This window comes from Faecalibacillus intestinalis (assembly GCF_003024685.1).
In the GTDB taxonomy this organism is placed as follows: domain Bacteria; phylum Bacillota_I; class Bacilli_A; order Erysipelotrichales; family Coprobacillaceae; genus Faecalibacillus; species Faecalibacillus intestinalis.
Genome location: NZ_PYLQ01000019.1, coordinates 1 through 22,989 on the forward strand (window position 1 = coordinate 1; position 22,989 = coordinate 22,989).

Genomic DNA, 22,989 nt, shown 5'->3' on the forward strand with positions numbered 1-22,989 from the left:
AGATTTCACAATTTCAGTAACAGATGATTACAGTGAATATAAAGATGTTGAACAGGTAAAACGTGTCAATGTGAATAACCGACCATTTACGTCACAACTTAAAATTATTAAATTAGATGCCGAATCAGGAAAGAAAGTCACATTAAATGGTGCATCATTTAAAATCAAAGATTCCAAAGGAAACTATGTTGTACAAAAAGTTGGCGGAAAGAAATATGACACATTTACAACCAATTCTAAAAACGTTGTCACAGTAAAAGACAGCGAAGAAGGAACAGTAACACTTCCTTTACAGCTAGACGCGGGAGATTATTCTATCGAAGAAGTAGAAACACCTAAAGGCTTCTTGCAACTAGAACAACCTGTGAAATTCACAATTACAAATACAAGAGATTATGACAAGGATGAGGATGAAGATCCAATTCTAACTGTCAAAGTAAAAAATGTACAGCCAAAAGGAAAAATCATTTTAACAAAGACAGACAAGGCTACAAATGAAGCACTAGCTGATGTTGAATATGAATTAACTGCCAAAGAAAATATCTACAGTGCAGTTGATGGTACTTTACGTTATGCAAAAGGAGCTACTGTTGCCAAAGGAAAAACAGATGCCAATGGAAAACTTGTCATTGATTCGCTATTCATGGGCAAATATGAATTAAAGGAAACTTTAACAAATGAAGGATATGTGCTTTCAGAAAAAGTACATCAAATCAATCTTGAACAAAAAGATCTAACAACTAAAGAATATGTCATTACAAAGAATGTAACGAACATTGCACCTCATGGTGAAATCCATGTACAAAAAAGAGACAGAGATACATTAGAAGATCTTTCAGGTGTTACTTTCCAATTAACAGCAAAAGAAGACATCTATTCACTTGATGGAAGAAATACACTTCTTTATAAAAAAGGTGAAGCTGTTTCAATGGATATTTCAGAAAACGGATATTATGTGACTAATGAATTAGGCGAAATTCATATTTCAGGACTACCACTTGGAAAATATGAATTGAAAGAAGTACAAGAATTAGAAGGATATGTTAAAAACAATAAGGTCTATGACATTGACTTAAGCTATGATCACACAGATAAGATCATCTATTCAAAAGAACTTGACGTTCTTAATAAAAAGACAGCAACTGAAATTTCAAAAGTTGATGCAACTAATGAAAAAGAACTTGAAGGTGCAAAACTTTCATTAAGAGATGAAGAAGGAAATGTTGTGGAAGAATGGACATCAACAAAAGATGTTCACATTATCAGAGGTCTTGTATCAGGTAAAAAATATATCTTGCATGAAGAACTTGCACCATTAGGATATGCAACAGCAAGTGATGTAACATTTACAGTAAATGAAGATGGAAGTGTGACTAAAGTTAAAATGAAAGATGAAATCACAAAGGTAGATATTTCAAAAGTAGATGCAACAACTGGAAAAGAAATTGAAGGAGCTAAGCTTACATTAAAAGACAAGGAAACAGGTGAAGTAGTTGAATCGTGGATTTCTGGAAAAGAACCACATCGAATCGAAGGATTAACTGTTTCAAAAACTTATGTGCTTCATGAAGATTTAGCACCTGCAGGTTACAATGTTGCAAGTGATATTGAATTTACAATCTCTGATACAGGAGAAGTTCAAAAAGTGGTTATGAAAGATGAAGCAAAACCTGTTGTTGTAAAAACAGGTGATGATAGTAATATCAGTTTCTATGTTGCAATGGGAATGTTTGCTTTAGGTTTGATCGTATGTTTTTATGCAAAAAGAAAATATGGAGAAAAGAATGACAAATAATGTCTGTTCGTTTTTAGCTTCACTTCTTATTCTTTTTGGAGTTGCTGGTTTAAAAATATATATTCAAATCAGACATCTGAAACAGATTAGACAGAAAATGAAGGGGAGAAATTTCTCCCTTTTTTCATTTGATAGAAAGGAAGATAAAAAGTGAAAGAATTACAAATAAAAGAGATTTGCCAAGAAATAATCGATGAACAGACCAAATGTAATTATTCAGTTGAGTATATCCTTAAAAATAAGGATGATATCGTTCGTGCAGTTGCTGTGAATAAACATACAAAAAGCACTATCCAACTTGATATTGTTGATAGTCGAAATCATACACAAAATCTAGATCATTTTAATTTCAATCCAGATTTATTTTTGTTTACTGATCTAGAAAGAGGATATGAATTGGTTTATGCACCGTTGAATGTCCATTACGATATTTGGCGCTATGTTAAAGAAAATTATGAAACTCTTATTCACAAAAAAGGAATGAATCTTTATTTTGATTTTTGTAAGCGAAAAGATATTACAGAAAATACAATGTTCTTATTGAGTCTTAATAAAATAGATATTTCAAAATTCTATCAGGAAAAAAATGGTTCCTATGAAATCATTAAGGAAATACACATCAATGATGATTCGATTGTTATTGGATACAGTCCTACATCTCCATCTAAATTTGTTACTTGGGAAACAAATGGAAATAGAAAATATGGATTTTATACAGGACATTATTTTAATGATTATGAAGAAGCATATAAGGATATGGAGAAACGTTCAAAATATTTACTTGAGCAGAATCTGTGTAGAAAAAGGAACTTTTTAAGAAAAAATAAAACAAATCGAGAAAGGTAGGTGAGATGAATTGAATAAATTAGATACATTATATGAACTTCTTGAAAAATCATGTCATGATATTATTCAAAGTGAGGAAGCGTGGCTTTCGTTTTTAAGAACATCTGGTTATCTTTATAATTTCAATTTTACCAACCAACTATTGATCTATCAGCAAAGACCTGATGCAAAAGCCTGTACGGACTTTGAAACATGGAATAACAGGATGAACAGGTGGATCAAAAAAGGTTCAAAAGGTATAGCTCTTATAGATGATGATGGTCGATATACAAAAATAAGATATGTTTTTGATATTGCTGATACAAGGAGCCCACGTAATAGAGAACTTCATTTATGGAGTGTAAAAGAGTCCTTTCATAAACAATTGATTGATAGAATTGCAAAACAATTTGATATGACTTCAAATGATGAGGATTTAGGAAGTTTCATCAAAGAAATTGCAAAGGAACAGACAGGCTATTATGTGGATGATTATTTTAAAAGGTTGATGATATTAAAAGACGGTTCTTTGCTAGAAAGCTATGGGGAAAATGAACTAAAGAATCTTTATAGAAATCTTTTAGAAAATTCAGTTGCCTACAGTTTAATGAGCAGATGTGATATTGAAACAAAATTTTATTTCGAAGCGGATGATTTTATATCAATAGAACTTTTTAATACACCTGAAATGTTGGGAGTGATAGGTAATTCCTTTCAGGAAGAAAGTAATTCACTTTTAAATGTGATTTCTCATATTACAAAAGAATTGATAATTCAAAATCGCACATTTGAAAATAACAATCGTTTAGTAGATGATAAAATTGATAAAAATGAAGGGAGTGTTATCAATGGAACAAATCACATACTCAACAGTGGGAGATTATCAAATGCCCAATTTGACAGTAGACAAGGAGATACCTTTAGGAAAATACGCAATGATGAAGAAAAAGTATCTGAAGGAACAGCAGCCAGAAATTCTCTTTTCACTTCGAGTAAGGAATCAACTGAACTCTTACTTAATGAAAACAGAGAAGAAGGCAAACGAAATGATGGAAATGTTGATGAAGGAATTGCTAACGAAAAATCCAGCACCAAACAAGGAGATACATCAGATGGAATGGGTACAGCATATGAACAACCTTCAAAAAACAGCGGAAGAAATCATTCTGAAGGAAATAATCTACAATTAGATTTAGGAATTGAAGAAGTCGATAAGGAAAAGGGTGGCGATAATGTATTGCCACCCTTTGATTTAAGTGATTTACCTCAACTCTTAAGAGAAGATGTTTCATTGCAACATAGCAAAGAAGAAATTATTCAGTATTTTCATGAGCATACAGATGAAATTGAAAGGGCAAATTATTTAAAAGAAAGTTATGATGATACGCTTGTTCAAACATTCAGGTGTCCAGAACACTATGACTATAGTTATCTTGGCTATAAAAAAAGAAATGATGGACTGGACATATGGAGTGGTAACTACTTGAATCGGAAAAGCGAATCGTACTTGTCTTTTTTTCAACTTCAAAGTTATCTTGCAAAAATTATTGAAAAAGATGAATATCTTACATCACCTTATGAAAATGAATCAGGATTAAAAAGGGCATATGAAAACAAAATCATCAATGCGAATGTCTTTTATCATGTTTTTCAGTATAACGATGAACTTTTAGAATCTGCAGGAAGAATCATTGAGTTTTTTCAAACACATGACAGTGATGAAGAACGTTGTGAATATGTTCAGCATATATATCCTGACAGTATAAGAGAATGGAAAGTTGATGATGTCATTCTTGGATATGACAGATTAGATGATGGTCTGCATATTTATTTAGGAACTTTTGATAATCAAGTTGTTTCTTATGATTATTCATGGAATTTTGTTGCCAAAGAAATTGATGGCATGATATTATCTCGATATTTTGCACCAGATATACAGATTCCATCACTGGAGGAACAAAAAAATGCAGTATATGAGAATATTCAAAATTTTGAAAATGGAATCTATTTTTCACAACAGGAAATAGATAGAGTATTGACTCGTGGAAGTGGATTTGAAGAAGGCAAATACCGAATCAATCAAATGTTTTCAAAAAATACTACATTGAAAGAAAAGGTTCAGTTTCTAAAAAAAGAATATGGAGAGGGTGGAAGTTCTCCTGCAATAGGTTTTATAAATGTCAATTATGATGCTAAGGGAATGAGTTTAAGTCGTTATCGTGAGATTGGAAAAGATGAAATCAAAATCACTTTAAAATGGGATAAGGTTGCTAAAAGGATAGATGAACTTATTCAGCTTGACAGATATCTTAATAAAAAAGAAAAAGAATATTATCCAACATTCTTGCAAAATCAACTTCAACATCAACTCGAATATGAAAGGAAAAGTATTAATCAAAGTCTTATCCCTGAATCTTCTGATGATTTACAGAATGAAAATATTCCAAAAGAGTATCAATGGAACTTGGGAGACAGTGTATATGTTGGAGCAACGGAATACAAAATTATTGAAAGTGGTAATGAAATAACTTTACAGGATGAAAGCTTCCCATTGTTTTTAGAATATTATTCTAAAGATGATTTTCTCAAATTGTTAAAAGAAAACCCATTAAATGACCATTTGTTAAAACCAATAACACAGGAAGTTCAAGATATTAACATTGATAGTTCAAACCATACAATCATTAAGAGGTACCTTCCTGACCTTGAAGATCAAATTAAACGTTCTATGATTTATCCCGCATTACGTGATAGTGATACAACAGATGAAGAGGCAGAAGATTATATTCGAGAAGAATTGATTTCTATTATGCCTTCTTATGAAACGAAGGATCCTGATTTTTATAACAGATATCTTAATGATGATGAGTTTAGAAATTCGCTTGTTGATTATTTGATTGATAGAACTTATGAAGATTATTCAATATCTAATGATATTTTCAACAAAGAAAATAAAGAAAATAGACAGTTGTTTGAAAAAATGAAAAAAATAGTACCACGTATTATGAATGAAATCTCTGGTTTTTGTAACATGATAACTGCAAGTGACAATGATCCTTTGATGATTTTATATGATCATGATGAAAAAACAATAGACATGTTCCATTATTATGAGGTAAATGGTATAGAAGTAAGTGAGCCTTATATGACCTTTAAAGTTGATTTTTCAAAAGAACTGTTAGAGCCGATTTCATATAAAAATGACTCAATTGATATTGAAATTTCTTCTGATAATAAAAATAAAGACGCTTTATCAACCAAAGATGATTTAGAAAATTATGCAAATCAATGGCTTGATAAACTTTTAGAAAAAAATTATATAGTTGAATCCGAGCAAGTATTTAAGGATAGCATTAACAAAAGAGAAATTTATCATATAGATTATGATGGCTCTTTTATTGTTTATACTGACATGCCTTATTCTTTAGTAAAGGAGTTCGCAGATAATTATAATTATATTGTCTCAGATAAGATTCAAAAAGAAGATATTTTAATTAATCCTGTTCAATCTGAAAAGATAAATTATCAAATCATGGATAAAGATTTAGGTAAAAGAACTCCAAAAGAAAGATACAACGATAACGTAGCAGCAATCAGACTGCTTTTTTCTTTAGAAAAACAAGGAAGAAATGCAACAAAAGATGAACAGGATATTCTATCTCGTTATGTTGGCTGGGGAGGATTAGCAGATGCTTTTGATGAAAGTAAATCGAACTGGGCAAATGAATATCTTGAACTCAAATCATTGTTGAGTGAGGAAGAATATAAAAGTGCAAGAGAATCAACACTGACTTCTTTCTATACTTCACCTGTTGTTATTGAAAGTATCTATAAGGCATTGAACAATTTAGGATTTAGACATGGTAATATTTTAGAACCATCATGTGGTATTGGTAATTTCTTTGGTATGCTTCCAGATGAAATGAAGGGTTCAAAGATGTATGGTGTGGAGTTGGATTCGATCAGTGGTCGTATTGCAAAACAGCTTTATCAAAATTCAAATATTGCAATAGAAGGTTATGAGGAAACTAAGTTACCAGATAGTTTTTTCGATGTAGCTGTTGGAAATGTGCCATTTGGAAACTTTAAGGTCGTAGATAAAAAATATGATAGGCTGAATTTCAATATTCACGATTACTTTTTTGCAAAAACAATCGACAAGGTAAGACCAAATGGAATTATTGCATTTGTGACTTCACGTTATACAATGGATAAAAGAAACAGCAATGTAAGAAGATATATCAATGAAAGATGTGAACTTTTAGGTGCCATTCGTTTACCTAATGATGCTTTTGGTGATACAAAAGCGGTCAGTGATATTCTGTTTCTTCAAAAAAGAGAGCGTCCTGTTTTAAAAGATGATGATTGGGTTTCAACAGGGATAACAGAAGAAGGATATGTCATCAATCAATATTATATTGATCACCCTGAAATGATCTTAGGAACAATTGAAAAAACACATGCAATGTATGGTAGAGAGGATATAACGGTCGTAGGATATGATGAACCTCTCAATGAATCATTGGGAAAAGCTATCTATAATATCAAAGGTCATATAGATGAATTTGATATTGTGGAAGAAGATGAATATGAGATTGAAAGTATACCTGCCGACCCACAGGTAAGAAATTATTCTTATACTGTTATAGGTGATAAGGTCTATTACAGAGAAAATTCTTTAATGAATAAAGTTGATGTTGGTGATACAACATTTAAAAGAATAAAAGGCATGATTAGAATACGTGATACTGTCAGAGATTTGATTACCTATCAAAGTGAAGATTATCCAGAGGAAATGATTGCTAAAAAGCAAAGAGAATTGAATGATTACTATGATGTTTTTACTCAAGCATATGGTTTGCTCAACAGTCGAGGTAATACCATTGCATTTAGAGAAGACAGTTCGTTCTATCTTTTATGTTCTTTAGAAAATTTAAACGAAGATGGAACTTTAAAATCTAAAGCAGCCATGTTTACTCAAAGAACGATTCGTAAAAAGAAAGAGTTTAACAATGTTGCTACAGCTAATGAGGCATTGATGGTGTCTTTAAGTGAAAAAGCAAAAGTCGACATTAATTATATGAGTGAATTGACGGGCATAAGTAATGAAAAAATCAAAGAAGATTTAGATGGTATCATATTTAAAGTCCCTAGTGTTTTAAATGAAGAACAGGAAAAATATGTAACAGCTGATGAATACCTTAGTGGAAATATCAGAGAAAAATTAGAAGTAGCCAAAATGTCAGCAGCAATTGATCCAAAGTATCAAAAGAATGTGGAGGCTTTAGAAAAGGCAATGCCTAAAGAACTTACAGCCAGTGAAATTGAGGTCAGACTTGGGGCAACTTGGATTCCAGTAGAAATCTATCAGCAGTTTCTTTATGAATTGCTTGATACACCTAGCTGGGTAAGAAACTATACGAAGCTTTCTTATTCTTCTTATAATGCTAATTGGAATATCAGTGCAAAGAATATGGATAAAGAAAGCGTAAAAGCTGATAAGACTTATGGAACTTCAAGAGCAAACGCATATAGATTGATGGAAGATTGTCTTAATTTGAAACAGACAAAAATATTTGATTATGAATATGATGATGACGGTAATAAACAAGCAATTCTTAATAAAAAGGAAACGATGATTGCTCAACAAAAACAGGATACAATCAAAGAAAGCTTTAATAATTGGATTTGGAAAGATCCTCAAAGACGTGAAGAATTAACACAGATTTACAATCGATTATTCAATAGCATAAGACCCCGTGAATATAATGGTGATCATTTAGAGTTTCCGGGAATGAATCCTGAAATTACTTTACGAAAACATCAGAAAGACGCCATAGCACATATCCTTTATGGTCAAAATGTTCTTCTTGCTCACGTAGTGGGGGCAGGGAAGACTTTTGAAATGACGGCAGCATGTATGGAATTAAAAAGATTAGGTTTAGCACAAAAGCCAATGTTTGTTGTTCCCAACCATTTAGTTGAGCAATGGGGAGCAGAATTTTTGCAACTCTATCCAAGTGCCAACATTCTAGTTGCAACAAAAAGAGATTTTGAAAAGAAAAATAGAAAAAAGCTGTTTTCTAAAATGGCAACTGGTGAATTTGATGCTATCATCATAGGACATTCACAATTTGAAAAAATACCCATGTCAATTGAAAGGCAGAAGATGAATATTGAAAATGAAATTGAAGAAATTACAAATGGAATAAGTTCTTTAAAAGCAAACAATGGAGAAAGATTTACAATCAAACAGTTAGAAAGAACCAAGAAAGGGTTAAAAGCAAAACTCGAAAAACTGAATAAGAATGATAGAAAAGACGATCTAATTACTTTTGAAGAAATAGGAGTGGATCGTCTTTTTGTTGATGAAGCACATTTTTATAAAAATCTTTTTCTATTTACAAAGATGAATAATGTATCAGGACTTTCTACAACAGATGCACAAAAATCCTCAGATCTTTATTTGAAGTGTAGGTACTTGGATGAAATTACAGGAGGAAAAGGGGTTGTTTTCGCAACAGGAACACCTATTTCCAACTCGATGACGGAAATGTATACGATGCAGCGTTATTTGCAGTATTCTACTCTAGTTAAGCATAATCTTCAGCATTTTGATTGTTGGGCTTCTACTTTTGGAGAAACAAGCACGAGTATCGAACTTGCCCCTGAAGGTTCTGGATATAGGATGAAGACTCGTTTTTCTAAATTCTTCAATCTTCCTGAATTAATTAATATGTTCAAGGAAGTAGCGGATATTAAGACTGCTGATATGTTGAATCTTCCTGTTCCTAATGCTCATTACCAAAATGTGGCAGTTAAACCTTCGGATATTCAAAAAGAACTTGTTGAAAGCTTAGGTGAACGTGCTCAAAAAATTAGAGATGGAACAGTTGATCCTCATGAGGATAATATGCTTAAAATTACGAACGATGGAAGAAAATTGGCACTTGATCAAAGGCTTATCAATGAACTTTTACCAGAAAATAAAAATAGCAAGGTCAATGCCTGTATTAAAAACATATTGAAGATATATCATGAAACAGTGGAAGAAAAAAGTACACAGCTTGTCTTTTGTGATATGTCTACTCCTCGTAATGATGCATTCAATGTCTACGATGAAATTAGGAATAAACTATTAGAAGAAGGAATTCCTGAAAGTGAAATTGCATATATCCATAATGCAAAAACAGATGTTAAAAAGAAAGAACTCTTTTCTAAGGTTCGAGAAGGTAAAGTGAGAATTTTGATTGGTTCGACAGGTAAAATGGGAGCTGGAACAAATGTACAAGAACGCTTGATAGCAATACATGATCTGGATTGTCCTTGGCGACCTTCGGACTTGGAGCAACGTGCAGGAAGAATCGTAAGACAAGGAAATAGAAATAAGGATGTTTATATTTATCGTTATGTAACAGAAGGTACATTTGATGCTTATCTATATCAGTTGGTTGAAAATAAACAAAAATTCATAGGGCAAATTATGACAAGCAAATCTCCTGTAAGAAGTGCAGAAGATATAGATGAGGCTTCACTTTCTTATGCAGAGATCAAGGCACTAGCGAGTGGAAATCCCAAAGTGAAAGAAAAGATGGAGCTTGATACAAAAGTATCCAAACTAAAGCTTTCCAAAGCAAACTATCTCTCTCAAAAATATGATTTAGAAGATAGAATTATTAAATATTATCCACAAAAGATTAAATCCATTAAGACAAGGATTGAAGGGTTAGAAAATGATATAAAAGATTTGAAACCTCAAAAAGAGTTTCAGCAAATAAAAATCAAGGATATGTTGATAGTGGATAAAAAACAGGCGGGAAATGCAATACTTCTTGCCTGTAAGGAATATGATGGTCAGGATAAAAAACATATTGGGGAGTACAGAGGATTTGATTTATACATTCAGTTCAACAGTTTAAGTCAATATTACATCATGTCTTTAAAGAAAGAACTTTATTATCCTGTTGAATTAGGAAATGATGTTTATGGGAATCTTACAAGAATTGATAATGCTATTGAAAATATTCCAAAAAGTTTAAAAGTGGAAAAGGAACTTCTTCAAAATACATTGCAACAGTTGCATAATGCTGAACTTGAAGTAAAAAAGCCATTTGAAAAAGAAGATGAATTGAATAATGCCTTAAAGAAACTGTCCAAAATCAATAAAGAACTTGATTTAGATAAGAAAGAAAATATTCCAGATACTTCTGTTCAAAAAAACGATACAGGTGTTGATCGTAAATCAAAAGTAAATAGGATGCGATAAGTATGTCAAATAAGTTTTACACAGATGAGGAGGCACAAGAATTACAAAAGTTGGATGTATTTACTTATCTGTATAATTATGAACCAAGTGAACTTGTTAAATCTGGAAAAAAAGAATACCGAACGGCAACGCATTCCTCTTTGGTTATCTCTAATGGAAAGTGGATATGGTTTTCTCAAGGAAAAGGTGGGGTAAGTGCAATCAGTTATTTAATGGATGTTAAAGGTATGAACTATTATGAGGCTGTAAAATATGTTGATAAATGTATAAGAGATAGTCCTCCTGTTTATCATGTAAACAAATGTTCAAAAACGAACAATGGTATTTTCAAATTGCCACCCGTTTCAAAAGATAATAAAAAAATGATGTACTATCTAAAAAATAAAAGAAAAATTGATAAAGAAGTTATTCAATTTTATTATCAAAAGGGAATGATCTATGAGTGTAGTTATGATCACTCTGTTGTCTTTGTAGGATATGATGAAAAAGGAATAGAACGTTATGCTTCAAAAAGAGCAACAGATGGTGATTGGAAGATAGACGTATTTAACAGTAATAAGGAATACAGTTTTCAATTGGTGAATAAAGAAAGTGATGTTTTAAATATCTTTGAAAGTGCAATTGACCTTATGTCTTTTCAAACTTTAGAGAAGTTGCATAAAAGAAATTGGAAGAAGAACAATTATCTTTCTTTATCAGGAGTAACAGCAATAGGCAATTCTATTGAGGAAAGTGAATTGCCTATTGCCTTAGGTAAATTTTTAGAAATCAATCCTCAAATTAAAGTTTTAAATCTATATTTGGATAATGATAAGGCAGGAAAAAACAGTATTGCAAAGATCAATTATCTTTTAGGTAAAAGTTATCAAATCTATGATAAAGGACCTAAAAAAATGAAAGATGTCAATGAAGTTCTAATAAGAAAATTTAAGCAAAAAGAAGAATATAGTAGATAGGAAGGTCATGGATCAAATTCGTGACCTTTTATTATACAAGGAGAAAATGATGAAAGAATATGTTGTTGAAATTACAGAAGTATTACAGCATCAAGAAACAGTAAAGGCTCATTTCAAAAATGAGGCAATTAATGTTGTAAGAGAAAAGTATAAAAATGAAGATGTAATACTTAATGATGAAAATATAACGGATTTAAGATTTGATGTTCTTGAAGTCAAGAAAAAACTTTTTGACAGGGAAAGATAGTTTTCCAGCAGGATAATAAATTCATTAAATAGAAGTATTATCCTGTTGATGACTTTTGTAGCAAGCAAGGACTTTTGTACCCAAAGTCAGCTTGTTAGGGACAATCCCTAAGACCCTGCAGGAAATGGAGTAGATAAAATTGAACAAGATCAAAAGAAATAAAGAGATAAAAGTAAGATTGTCTTTGATTGAATTAGAAAATTTAAATAAATGTGTTAAGAAAACAGGACTGTCAAGAGAAGAATATATTCGTACATTGATAAGTGGATATGTTCCAGCACCAAGAATCAGTGATGATGTTAAAGAAATTATTAAGCAGTTAAGAATGATAGGTAATAACTTAAATCAGATTGCAGTTATTGGTTATAAAACTGGAACAATTGATATTTTAAAATATAAGAGAAACTGTTCAGAACTTGAAAAAAATGTTCAATTAATATTAAACAATGTTACTGAACCTACAAGGATGGAAAAGTAAAATGGCTACAACAAGTATATGGGCAGTTAAGGATAATTTGGACAGGGTTTTAAATTATGCTTCCAATCCTCTTAAGACAAAAGAAACGGATAGTGGTTATGAATATAAAGGACTTGAGAATGTTATTGATTATGCTGTCAATGATGATAAAACTGAAAGACAACTTTATGTCAGTGGTTTAAATTGTCATCCCTCAACTGTTCTTCAGCAAATGGAACAGACAAAAAGGAATGCACACAAGGAGGATGGTGTTCTAGCATTTCATGCGTATCAGTCTTTTCTACCAGGGGAGGTTACAGCTGAAACAGCACATCAAATTGGATTAGAACTTGCCCATCAGATGTGGGGAGATGATTTTGAGGTATTGGTCTGCACACATACAGATAAGAAACATTTTCATAATCACTTTGTTATAAATTCTGTTTCATGGACAACGTACAAAAGATTTTTAAATAAGCATTCTGACTATGACAAAATGAGAAGATTGTCGGATGCACTTTGTGAAAAGTATAGACTCAATGTAATTACAGATTCTAAAAAGGGAGTGCACTATTCTGAATGGCAGGCTAAAAAACAGAAAAAGCCTACACGAAGAACGCTTATAGAAGATGATCTTGAACGTGCTATTGCATCATCAAGAACATTCACACAGTTTTTACAATATCTCAAGTCTATTGGATATGATGTGAAAACAAATGTAAAACATATTGCAGTCAAACCACCCGGAGCACCTCGTTTTTTTAGACTTTATAAAGTAAGAGATGATGGAACATACAGTGAAGAAAATATCAAGAAAAGAATCATTGAACAGGATCTGTATTTTGAAAAAAGAACACGAATCAAAAGTAAATATCAATATCATGGAAATATCAAAAAGGCAAAAAAGATAAAAGGAATAAAGGCATTGTATTTCCATTATATGTATCGAATGGGAATTATCCCTAAAAATGTACCTTCTAGAAGAAAGGTACATTTTATTTTTAAGGAGGATCTTAGATATATGGACAGGATTACTGAAGAAACAACTTTTCTATGCAAAAAGAAAATCAATACGATCGAGGATTTGGAAAATTATGAAAGTGAAATAAGCAACAAAATTGAAAAGTTAGTTAAGGAAAGAAGATGCCTTTATAACAAGGTCAAAAGATGCCGAAATCTTGAAAGAAAAGAAATGATTCAAAAAGATATCGAAACAATTTCAAAAGAAATAAAGGATTATCGAAAGGAGGTGAAATTATGTGAAGGTATCAAACAACGTTCCTTAAAGATTAAAGATAAATTGCAAATAGTTAAGGAACAAGAAAATAAAGTACAAGAAAGAAGTTCAAAAGAACGAAAAAGAAATTATTAAGGAAGGAGGAACTTTATGAATGCTGGCGGAGAAACAGCAGATCAAGCAGTGAGGATGACACTTCAGGGAATAGAAATGGCAGCTAATGTAGCTTTAAAGGCAGGTGGAATGGCTTCTAAATCTTTAGCAGTAACGCTTTATGCAATTTTAACAGATAAGAAAAAGGTTAAAGGAAAAACAAGACTAGCTAATATGTTGAAATCTGGAAAGGAACTTAAAGTGTTTGCTGTACATCATTCAGATTTGAAAAAGTTTTGTGAAGAAGCAAAACGTTATGGTGTTCTTTATTCTGTATTAAAAGAAAGAAATAATACGGATGGAATATGCGATATTATGGTACGAGCTGAAGATGCAGCAAAAATCAGCAGGATCGTAGATAAATATGAACTTGCAACTATTGATACTGAAGCAATGAGAAAAGCAGCGCTTGCAAAACAGCCTGATGAATTCAAAGATGTCAAACCATTAACTGAAAAAGAACATGATGAGTTGGTATCTTCTTTATTGAATTCAATGAAAGAAGAACAAAACCCGTCTATGGCTCGAACGAAAACGAGGGGCGAAAATCAGTTCGAGCATATCTCAATGGAGGAAGGTATCAATAAAAGACCATCAGTAAAAAAAGAACTAGATGAGATAAAAAATAGAAATAAAAAGGCTAAACCTAAACAAACAGTTAGACAAAGAAATAGGGTACGTCATAAACAGCCTCAACGTAAGAAAAAGATAAAAAGAAAGGTAAGATAAAATATGAGTGATATATATAATTTATTAAACAATGCAGCTAATGAGAAAGTTGAAGAAAAACCTAGAATTCCTCCAGAGGAATATGCCAAACAAAAACAACAAAAAAGACAGAATCTTTATGATATGGCTGAGAAGCAAACACATGAAGTTGTTTCTTCTCCACAAAATTATCTGAACTATTTAGAAATGCAATCAAAATTTGGTTATACTGTTACCAATACACTCTTGGTCATGGCACAATGTCCACAGGCAACACTGTTAAAAGATAACAATCGTTGGGTAGAAGAAAAAAAGTATGTAAAAAAAGGAGTAAAAGGAATTGGAATATTAGAGCCTAAAGGTGAGTATCAAGGAAATGATGGCGTGATAAGAACCAACTATGATGTTAAATATGTTTTTGATATTTCTCAATTAAACAGACCATACAGAATGAAAAAACAAAATTTGTCTGTTAGAAAAATCATCAGCGGTTTAGTTTATCAATCACCTGTTAAAATGCAAATGGTTGACAATACTGAAAATGGTTCGCTAGTACAATACTCTCCAGATAATCAAATGATCTACTATGCAGACGGGATGAGTCCGACAGATTTAATGGAGGGTTTAGCAAGAGAATATTGCTATGTAGAATTTGAAAGCCAATATGGAAATGTTGACAGAACAGAGGATGCCTTTATGGTAAAAAGTGCTGCCTATATTCTTTGTAAAAAATTGAACATTCCAGTTTCAAACGTTGATTTCGCAAATGAAGTAAAAAATTATTTTGAAGGAATGGATTCTCGAGATACCAAAGAAGAATTAAGCAATATTAAAAGTATTGCAGATGAAGTGAGCAATCGAGCTGAAAGAGGAATCTATAGATTGCAACAGGAAAGAGATAATGCAAACAGAGGAGAAGAACGTTAATGGGGTTATTTAAGAATAAAGAGCCAACGGTTTTGATTAGAGTAACGGACTTTGAAAGAAGAATAATTATTACTGCTTTGAGAAATTTAAGAGACAAGCAAATAAAAGAAAATAAGGATTATGATTATATTGAATCGATTATGGACAAGGCAGCAATAGCTGATATATCCAAATCAAAAAAATCATATGAGGAAAGATAAACAGGTTGAACTTGTTTTTTATTTTGTAGGAGCAGTATTTATAGCGTGGCTTTCAGTTCTTGTTGCTCCTTGCATCCATGAGGGACTATTTGATGCAATCATTTACTTAAATGAAGCAATGAATAGCCCTTTTTCTTTTGAATTATGTCAGGATACTCTTAAATGTATCTTGATATCTGAGTCAATCTATTCTTTTTCATACTTGGCTTATTACTATAACAGGAAGAATTACAGAAGAAATGAGGAGTATGGTTCGGCAAAATGGGCGAATAATAAAGCTGTCAATAAAAAATATACTGAAAAGGATTACTCTTCCAATAAGATACTTTCGCAGAATGTTCGTATTGGTTTAGATGGCAGACGACATAGAAGAAACCTAAATACTTTAGTTATTGGTGGAAGTGGAGCAGGGAAAACTCGCTTTTTTGGTAAGCCTAATTTGATGCAATGCAATACATCTTTTGTGGTTCTTGATCCAAAAGGTGAACAACTCAGAGATGTAGGAAATCTTTTAGAAAAAGAAGGATATGTTATCAAAGTTGTTGATCTTATCAATATGAACAGATCACATTGTTATAATCCATTTCGCTATATCAAGGATGATAAGGATGTTTTAAAGCTTATAACCAATCTTATAAGAAATACTACACCTAAAGGTAGTCAGACAAATGATCCCTTTTGGGAAAAATCGGAAACGGCTTTATTAGAAGCTCTTTGTCTTTACCTTTTACATGAAGCACCAGAAGAAGAACAAAATTTCACGATGGTGATGGAAATGATTGCAGCTGCTGAAGTAAAAGAAGATGATGAAGAATATCAAAGTCCGCTAGATGAATTGTTTGAAAGATTGGAAATAAGAAATCCAAATTCATTAGCTCTCAAGCAATATAAGATTTATAAACAGGCGGCAGGGAAAACTGCTAAATCGATTCTTATTTCTGTAGGTGTGCGTTTATCAGCTTTTAACTTGGAAAGTATTGCTAGTTTAACTGCAACAGATGAGTTGGAACTTGATTTGGTGGGAGAAAGAAAAACAGCAATCTTTGCGGTTATTCCAGATAATGATTCAACATTCAACTTTCTTATCGGTATGCTTTATACGCAGCTTTTTCAAATGTTGTATTATCAAGCGGATATTGTTCACGGTGGTGCTTTACCAGTACCCGTACATTTTCTTATGGACGAATTTGCGAATGTTGCTTTACCAGATGAATTTGATAAATTACTTTCCACAATGAGATCACGACTTATTTTTGTTTCAATCATTATACAGAATCTTGCTCAAATCAAAGGACTTTATAAAGACAGTTGGGAAAGTATCGTAGGAAATTGTGATACATTATACTATTTGGGTGGAAATGAACAGAGTACACACAAATTCATGTCAGAATATTTGGGAAAAGAGACACTTGATACAAATACTTACGGTAAATCAAGTGGGAGGTCAGGGAATTATTCAACAAACTATCAACAGGCTGGAAGAGAATTACTTACACCAGATGAGGTTAGATTATTAGATAATGATTATGGATTGCTTTTTATTAGAGGAGAACGACCTGTATTTGATAAGAAGTATGATATTTTGAAACATCCAAGAATAAATGAAACTACGGATGGAAATGCAAAACCATATCTGCATGGTAAAATCAAATATTCAATTGATGACTGGCAAAATATTTTATTGAGCGATAGAGAATATGAATTATTAAGTGATGAAGATATGGACAACTATTTTAAACAATTAAATAGTAAATAGGAAAGCAGCTTTAGAAATAGAGCTGTTTTCATTTTGAAGGGAGAAAAACAAATGAGAAAATATTTAAAAAAATACAAAAAAACAATGAAGATATTTTTTGTTTATGCACTCAATATCTTTTTAATGAATTTCAAGGTAATTCAAGTTTATGCAGATGGAGATCCATTAACAGTTGTTAATAATCTTTCAACTTTTGTTTTTAGTTTAATTAGAGCAATTGGAATGATCATTTTAGGATTTGGAATTGTACAGTTAGGATTAAGTTTAAAAAGTCATGATCCATCTCAAAGAGCAAATGGATTTTTAACTGTAGCAGGTGGTATCGTCATTACCTTTGCAAAAGAAATTTTAAATACAATTACAGGATAGTGATTTTAAATGGGTAAGGCAGGTGATAGATATTGGGTAGTATTATTGATAACTTAACAAACGCAATCAATACATGGAATGAGAAACTCGCAGAAATATGGTTGTTACTAACACAGACACCTCAAAACTTTAAAGGCGGAAATATTTGGAATGTGATTGTGAAGATACATGGAGGTTTGCAAGCCATTGGACTTGCCCTTCTCGTTCTTTTCTTTGCGATAGGAATGGTAAAGACATGCAGTAATCTAAACGAGATAAAGCGACCTGAGCAGGCAATTCGTTTGTTTTTAAGGTTTGCAATTGCAAGAGGTCTAGTTGTTTATGGAATGGAATTAATGACAAAATTATTTGAAATAGTGCAAGGCGTAACCTCTCAAATTATGACAACAGTAGGTGTTGGAACAGCAACATCTACTACTATTCCTCAAGAAATCATAGATGCAGTAGAGGATTGTGGTTTTTTGGAAAGTATACCTGTTTGGGCGGTAACACTTTTAGGTGGCATTTTCATTACGATTTTGTCCTTTGTCCTCATACTTACTGTTTATGGTCGTTTCTTTAAATTGTATATGTATACGGCCATTTCTCCTGTGCCACTTTCTACTGCTGCAGGAGAAAGTACACAGTCAGTAGCGATAACATTTATTAAGTCTTATGTGGGTGTATGTCTAGAAGGAGCAATTATAGTTTTAGCCTGTATTATTTTTTCACAATTTGCGGGGTCCCCACCAGTTGTAGACAGTGAAGTGAGTGCGATTTCCATGTTGTGGAGCTACATTGGAGAGCTTATTTTCAATATGCTGATTTTAGTTGGTACGGTAAAAATGTCAGATCGAATAGTTAAAGAAATGATGGGATTGTAATACTTTAATCTAAAATGTTGAATATATAGTATTATAAGGGTATAATATTACTAGAATATTACTATATTGGAGGTGCTTATTATGAATATTCGTCCATCTGCAGCAATTAGACAAAATTATAATGAAATTGCAGACCTTTGTAGGACAAGTCAAGAACCTGTATATCTCACAAGAAACGGTGAAGGTGATTTAGTTGTTATGGATATGGAGACATTTAGTCGTAGGGAAAAAATGTTAGATTTACGTGAACAACTTCTTTCTGTAGAAGAAGATAGAATGGCAGGAAATAAAGGGTATACAATTGATGAATTAGATAAATACCTTGATGATATTATTTCAGGAGTATAGAAAATGGAATATGAGAAATATAAAGTAATTATTTCAGAAAAGGCAAAAAATATGCTTGCATCAAATATTGCTTTTATTGCTAAGGTAAGTGCTGATGCAGCAACAAAACAAAAAAAAGCGGTTATTGATGGTATACGATCATTAGAGCAAATGCCCAAACGCTATCCTTTTTTTAACGAAGAATATATACCACCAAACAAATATAGAAAAATGTTTATAAAAAAATGGTATTTGATTTTATATCAAATTCAAGAAGATGTTGTATATGTTGATTATATACTTGATTATAGAAAAGATTATCAATGGTTAGATAAGTAAAGAGTTAATGGCAAGAGAAATTTCCTCTTGCTTTTTATTTGTGAAAAAAGAGGAAGGAGTAATATGGAAGTAAAAATTAATAAAGAGATAAGAGAATATACAGAAGGCATTTTCTTAGGATTATCCCTAAGACAATGCTTTTTTTCTTTTTTAGCGTGTGTAATGGCAGTTATATTTTATTTTTTATTCATTGATCATTTAGGAATGGAGATAACAAGTTGGTTGTGTATGATTTCAGCTGCACCATTTGCAGCACTTGGATTTATTAGATTTCAAGGAATGAATGCTGAACAGATTGTTATATGTGCGATACGCTCACTATTGATTAAACAGCATAATTTGATATTTAAACCACAAAATTTATATTACGAATATTTAAAAGAATTTTTAGAAATTAAAAGAAAGGAGTCTATTGATCCATATGATAAAAAGTTACGAAAGATTGAAAAAGCAAAACAAAGAAAAAATAAGTGTTCCCAAAAGTGCACAGGATCTAATTGATATTGATACCATCTATAAAGATGGTATTTTTTGTTCTAAGAACAAGTATTCTAAAACATATAGGTTTAAGGATATTAATTATTCAATTGCTTCAAAGGATGAAAAGGTTGGATTATTTTTGAATTATAGTGAATTGCTTAATTCATTAGACAGTTCAACAATGACAAAGATTACAATCAATAATAGAAAAATTAATATAAAAGAATTTAAAGAAAAGATTTTAATTCCATTAAGAAATGATCATCTTGATAAATATCGAAAAGAATACAATGATATGTTATTAGAGAAAGTATCTGGAGCAGATGGAATTATTCAAGAAAAGTATATAACAATAACTGCCTTTAAAAAGAATGTAGAAGAAGCAAGAAATTTCTTTTCAAGGGTAACTGTGGAATTATCATCTCATTTTTCTAAATTGGGTTCTCAATTAGAAGAACTTGATGCTATTGAAAGATTAAAAATTCTTCATGATTTTTATAGAAATGGACATGAAGAACAGTTTTCATTTGATATGGATGTTTCAATGAGAAAGGGACATCATTTTAAAGATGCTATCTGTCCACAAATGCCAAAGTTTCATGATAAATATTTTCAATTAGGAGATAAGTATGGAAGAGTTATGTATTTAAGTGAGTATGCAAGATATGTAAAAGACAGTTTTATTTCAGAACTTTGTTCATTAAATAAAAATCTTATGTATTCAATGGATATTATTACAGTTCCAACAGACGAGGCAGTAAAAGAAGTTGAAAGAAAATGGCTCGGTGTTGAAACTAATATCACAAATTGGCAAAGAAGACAGAATGCTAATAACAATTTCAGTGCTGTAATTCCTTATGATATGGAACTTCAAAGAAAAGAGAGCAAAGAATTTTTAGATGATTTAACAGTAAGGGATCAACGTATGATGTTGGGCTGTATGACAATCGTTCATTTAGCTGATAGTCTAGAAGAACTTGATAATGATACAGAAACACTTATGGCGATTGCAAGAAAGTATATGTGTGAATTGGATATATTGTTTTTTGCAAGCAGACAGCTAGATGGTCTATCAAGTGTTTTACCAATTGGAACAAATAAGCTAAATATTGTAAGAACATTACTTACAGAAAGCATGGCTGTTTTTATACCGTTTAGAGCACAGGAAGTTGTTGATGATGGAGGCATTTGGTTTGGACAAAATGCTATTACAAATAATTTAATTATGTGCAATAAAGAAAAATTGATGAATCCTAATGCCTTTCAGTTAGGAGTACCTGGTTCTGGAAAATCCTTTTTAACAAAGGAACAAATCGTATTTTTAGCTCTTGCAACTCAAGATGATATTATTATCTGTGATCCAGAAGCAGAGTATTCACTTTTAGTTAAAGAGTTGGGAGGAGAAGTTATAACGATTGCAGCAGGAAGTGAAAATCATATTAATGCAATGGATATGCTGGAAGGTTATGGTGATAGTGGTAATCCAGTTGGAGATAAGTCACAATTTATCATGTCTTTATTTGAACAGTTGGATAGAGATGGAATTAAACCAGTAGACAGGTCAATTATTGATAGATGTGTAACTTTGGTATTTCAGGATTATTATCGAACAAGAAAAATGCCTACACTTGTTACGTTGAGAGAGAAACTGTTAGAACAACCTGAAATAGAAGCAAGAAGTTTGGCTTTGAAACTTGAACTGTTTACAGATGGATCATTGGATGCATTTGCACACCAAACAAATGTAAATACTTCAAGCAGAATTGTATCGTATGATATTTTTAAGCTTGGAAAACAATTAAAGACAATGGGGCTATTAGTAATCACAGACGCAATGATTAACCGTGTTAATGAAAATTGGCGAAAAGGTAAAAGGACACACATCATTCTTGATGAATTTCATGTGGTTTTTGAAAATGAAGAGAGTGCTTCTTTCTTTAATTCGGCATGGAGACAATTTAGAAAAAGAGATGGCTATCCTATTGGAATTACACAAAATGTTGAATATCTGTTAGATAGTGTTCAGGCAAGTACGATGCTTTCTAACAGTGAGTTTGTTGTTATGTTAAATCAATCATATCAAGATAGAGAAAAGCTTGCGAAATTACTGAATATCTCTGATGAGCAGTTAAGTTATATAACTAATGCACAATCAGGGTGTGGACTTATTAAGTATGGTGGAAACATCGTACCTTTTATAAATAGATTTCCAAAAAATACATTGTTATATAAATTGATGTCAACAAAACCATCAGAAAAAAATAAATAATATTAAATATAAGCGAAAGGATATGAATACATATCTTTTCGCATTTCATGAAGGGAGAAACCATTATGGATAAACAATTGCCAGCAATATACAATGATCCTTACATTAGTGAATATTTTAAAATACTTTATAAGGAACATAAAGAAAATAAAATAAATGAAACTAAAGAATTACTCGATTATATTTCAAATATGGAAAAGAAAATAGATTATATGACAAGTGAAGTTTTAGAATTAAAGAATACAATAGAACAATTACAAAATCCAACTATTCGAGAAACTATGAAAAGTATAACTGAAGATATAAAAAAGACAGTAGATAATGGAAAGAAACAATTAAGTGATATAAAATCAAATATTTTATCTTCAGTAAAAGAATATGTGAATCAGTTTAAACAACATGGTAAACAGGCAGTTATCAAAACGATTGAAATTTCACATTTTAAAGTGGCTCTTAGAAAATTCCATAGATCACTTTTTAAATGTGTTAATAAAACACATCTACTTATAAATAAATGTGATGCTGTTACTAACGAATTAAGAAATACAAAGATGAATTTTAAAAATATCGGAGCAATTATTATGGGGAAGCCACCAGTTAATAAAAGACCAGAAGTGAATAAAATGAATTTTATTCAAAAAACATCACGTTCAATGCTGTCTAATTTAGAAAAAATGATTGCAAAAACTTCAAAGATGATTCATCAAGTGGATAATATAGATAAAAAGTCTGTAAAAAGTGAAATAAAATATTTAGAAAGCAAGACGGCAGAAAAATCAATAAAAAATAAAATGAAAGAAAAAATAAGATAGTGA

Annotated in this window: 18 protein-coding genes; all 18 read left to right on the top strand. The window is 31.4% G+C overall.

What is annotated here, in order from left to right; all coding sequences use genetic code 11:
• A partial coding sequence (locus C7U54_RS14725) for an MSCRAMM family protein (RefSeq protein WP_277738548.1) occupies positions 1-1,795 on the top strand: 1,795 nt, incomplete at its 5' end.
• A gap of 150 nt (positions 1,796-1,945) precedes the next feature.
• Positions 1,946-2,641 (top strand): hypothetical protein, encoded by a 696-nt coding sequence (locus tag C7U54_RS11250; RefSeq protein ID WP_107030346.1) that lies wholly within the window; start codon positions 1,946-1,948, stop codon positions 2,639-2,641.
• A gap of 10 nt (positions 2,642-2,651) precedes the next feature.
• Positions 2,652-10,886, top strand: coding sequence for a DUF6908 domain-containing protein (locus C7U54_RS15680; protein WP_233541203.1), 8,235 nt, complete (start codon positions 2,652-2,654; stop codon positions 10,884-10,886).
• 2 nt (positions 10,887-10,888) lie between these two features.
• Positions 10,889-11,842 carry a DUF3991 and TOPRIM domain-containing protein gene (locus C7U54_RS11265; protein WP_107030349.1) on the top strand — a complete coding sequence of 318 codons (954 nt, stop codon included), beginning with the start codon at positions 10,889-10,891 and terminating at the stop codon, positions 11,840-11,842.
• Positions 11,843-11,891: 49 nt separating this feature from the next.
• The gene (locus tag C7U54_RS11270) at positions 11,892-12,089 is read left to right on the top strand and encodes a DpnD/PcfM family protein (protein WP_158546515.1); all 198 of its coding nucleotides are present in this window, start codon (positions 11,892-11,894) and stop codon (positions 12,087-12,089) included.
• A gap of 139 nt (positions 12,090-12,228) precedes the next feature.
• The gene (locus C7U54_RS11275; RefSeq protein WP_227352169.1) at positions 12,229-12,567 is read left to right on the top strand and encodes a plasmid mobilization protein; all 339 of its coding nucleotides are present in this window, start codon (positions 12,229-12,231) and stop codon (positions 12,565-12,567) included.
• A gap of 1 nt (position 12,568) precedes the next feature.
• Positions 12,569-13,918, top strand: a complete 1,350-nt coding sequence (locus C7U54_RS11280) for a relaxase/mobilization nuclease domain-containing protein (RefSeq protein ID WP_107030351.1) — start codon at positions 12,569-12,571, stop codon at positions 13,916-13,918.
• Between the two features lie 15 nt (positions 13,919-13,933).
• Positions 13,934-14,665, top strand: a complete 732-nt coding sequence (locus C7U54_RS11285) for a PcfB family protein (protein WP_107030352.1) — start codon at positions 13,934-13,936, stop codon at positions 14,663-14,665.
• Between the two features lie 3 nt (positions 14,666-14,668).
• Positions 14,669-15,571, top strand: coding sequence for a hypothetical protein (locus C7U54_RS11290; protein WP_107030353.1), 903 nt, complete (start codon positions 14,669-14,671; stop codon positions 15,569-15,571).
• Positions 15,571-15,771: a hypothetical protein gene (locus C7U54_RS11295; protein ID WP_032089834.1), complete on the top strand. Its 201-nt coding sequence runs from the start codon at positions 15,571-15,573 to the stop codon at positions 15,769-15,771. The genes C7U54_RS11290 and C7U54_RS11295 overlap by 1 nt, the downstream gene beginning before the upstream one ends.
• Entirely contained in the window at positions 15,758-17,527 is a 1,770-nt protein-coding gene (locus tag C7U54_RS11300) for a VirD4-like conjugal transfer protein, CD1115 family (RefSeq protein WP_107030354.1), read from the top strand. Before C7U54_RS11295 ends, C7U54_RS11300 begins: the two co-directional genes overlap by 14 nt.
• Before the next feature lie 123 nt (positions 17,528-17,650).
• Positions 17,651-17,896 (top strand): glutamyl-tRNA amidotransferase, encoded by a 246-nt coding sequence (locus C7U54_RS11305; RefSeq protein WP_227279869.1) that lies wholly within the window; start codon positions 17,651-17,653, stop codon positions 17,894-17,896.
• A gap of 281 nt (positions 17,897-18,177) precedes the next feature.
• A complete protein-coding gene (locus tag C7U54_RS11310) occupies positions 18,178-18,759 on the top strand; it encodes a hypothetical protein (protein WP_455737478.1) in 582 nt (193 codons plus the stop codon).
• Between the two features lie 81 nt (positions 18,760-18,840).
• Positions 18,841-19,107: a type II toxin-antitoxin system Phd/YefM family antitoxin gene (locus tag C7U54_RS11315; protein ID WP_032089838.1), complete on the top strand. Its 267-nt coding sequence runs from the start codon at positions 18,841-18,843 to the stop codon at positions 19,105-19,107.
• Between the two features lie 3 nt (positions 19,108-19,110).
• A complete protein-coding gene (locus tag C7U54_RS11320; protein ID WP_032089839.1) occupies positions 19,111-19,425 on the top strand; it encodes a type II toxin-antitoxin system RelE/ParE family toxin in 315 nt (104 codons plus the stop codon).
• Positions 19,426-19,488: 63 nt separating this feature from the next.
• Entirely contained in the window at positions 19,489-19,926 is a 438-nt protein-coding gene (locus C7U54_RS11325; protein WP_032089840.1) for a PrgI family protein, read from the top strand.
• Positions 19,847-22,174, top strand: coding sequence for a VirB4-like conjugal transfer ATPase, CD1110 family (locus tag C7U54_RS11330; protein WP_107030355.1), 2,328 nt, complete (start codon positions 19,847-19,849; stop codon positions 22,172-22,174). The genes C7U54_RS11325 and C7U54_RS11330 overlap by 80 nt, the downstream gene beginning before the upstream one ends.
• 65 nt (positions 22,175-22,239) lie before the next feature.
• Positions 22,240-22,986: a DUF6674 family protein gene (locus tag C7U54_RS11335; protein WP_107030356.1), complete on the top strand. Its 747-nt coding sequence runs from the start codon at positions 22,240-22,242 to the stop codon at positions 22,984-22,986.
• Positions 22,987-22,989: the final 3 nt, after the last annotated feature.

Excerpts from the sequence above, each read along its gene's own strand:
- C7U54_RS11295 (WP_032089834.1), top strand. The coding sequence starts at position 15,571 with ATGGGGTTATTTAAGAATAAAGAGCCAACGGTTTTGATTAGAGTAACG.
- C7U54_RS11270 (WP_158546515.1), top strand. The coding sequence starts at position 11,892 with ATGAAAGAATATGTTGTTGAAATTACAGAAGTATTACAGCATCAAGAA.
- C7U54_RS11300 (WP_107030354.1), top strand. The coding sequence starts at position 15,758 with ATGAGGAAAGATAAACAGGTTGAACTTGTTTTTTATTTTGTAGGAGCA.
- C7U54_RS11315 (WP_032089838.1), top strand. The coding sequence starts at position 18,841 with ATGAATATTCGTCCATCTGCAGCAATTAGACAAAATTATAATGAAATT.
- C7U54_RS11335 (WP_107030356.1), top strand. The coding sequence starts at position 22,240 with ATGGATAAACAATTGCCAGCAATATACAATGATCCTTACATTAGTGAA.
- C7U54_RS11285 (WP_107030352.1), top strand. The coding sequence starts at position 13,934 with ATGAATGCTGGCGGAGAAACAGCAGATCAAGCAGTGAGGATGACACTT.
- C7U54_RS11320 (WP_032089839.1), top strand. The coding sequence starts at position 19,111 with ATGGAATATGAGAAATATAAAGTAATTATTTCAGAAAAGGCAAAAAAT.
- C7U54_RS11280 (WP_107030351.1), top strand. The coding sequence starts at position 12,569 with ATGGCTACAACAAGTATATGGGCAGTTAAGGATAATTTGGACAGGGTT.
- C7U54_RS11325 (WP_032089840.1), top strand. The coding sequence starts at position 19,489 with ATGGAAGTAAAAATTAATAAAGAGATAAGAGAATATACAGAAGGCATT.
- C7U54_RS11265 (WP_107030349.1), top strand. The coding sequence starts at position 10,889 with ATGTCAAATAAGTTTTACACAGATGAGGAGGCACAAGAATTACAAAAG.
- C7U54_RS11290 (WP_107030353.1), top strand. The coding sequence starts at position 14,669 with ATGAGTGATATATATAATTTATTAAACAATGCAGCTAATGAGAAAGTT.
- C7U54_RS11330 (WP_107030355.1), top strand. The coding sequence starts at position 19,847 with ATGATAAAAAGTTACGAAAGATTGAAAAAGCAAAACAAAGAAAAAATA.
- C7U54_RS11305 (WP_227279869.1), top strand. The coding sequence starts at position 17,651 with ATGAATTTCAAGGTAATTCAAGTTTATGCAGATGGAGATCCATTAACA.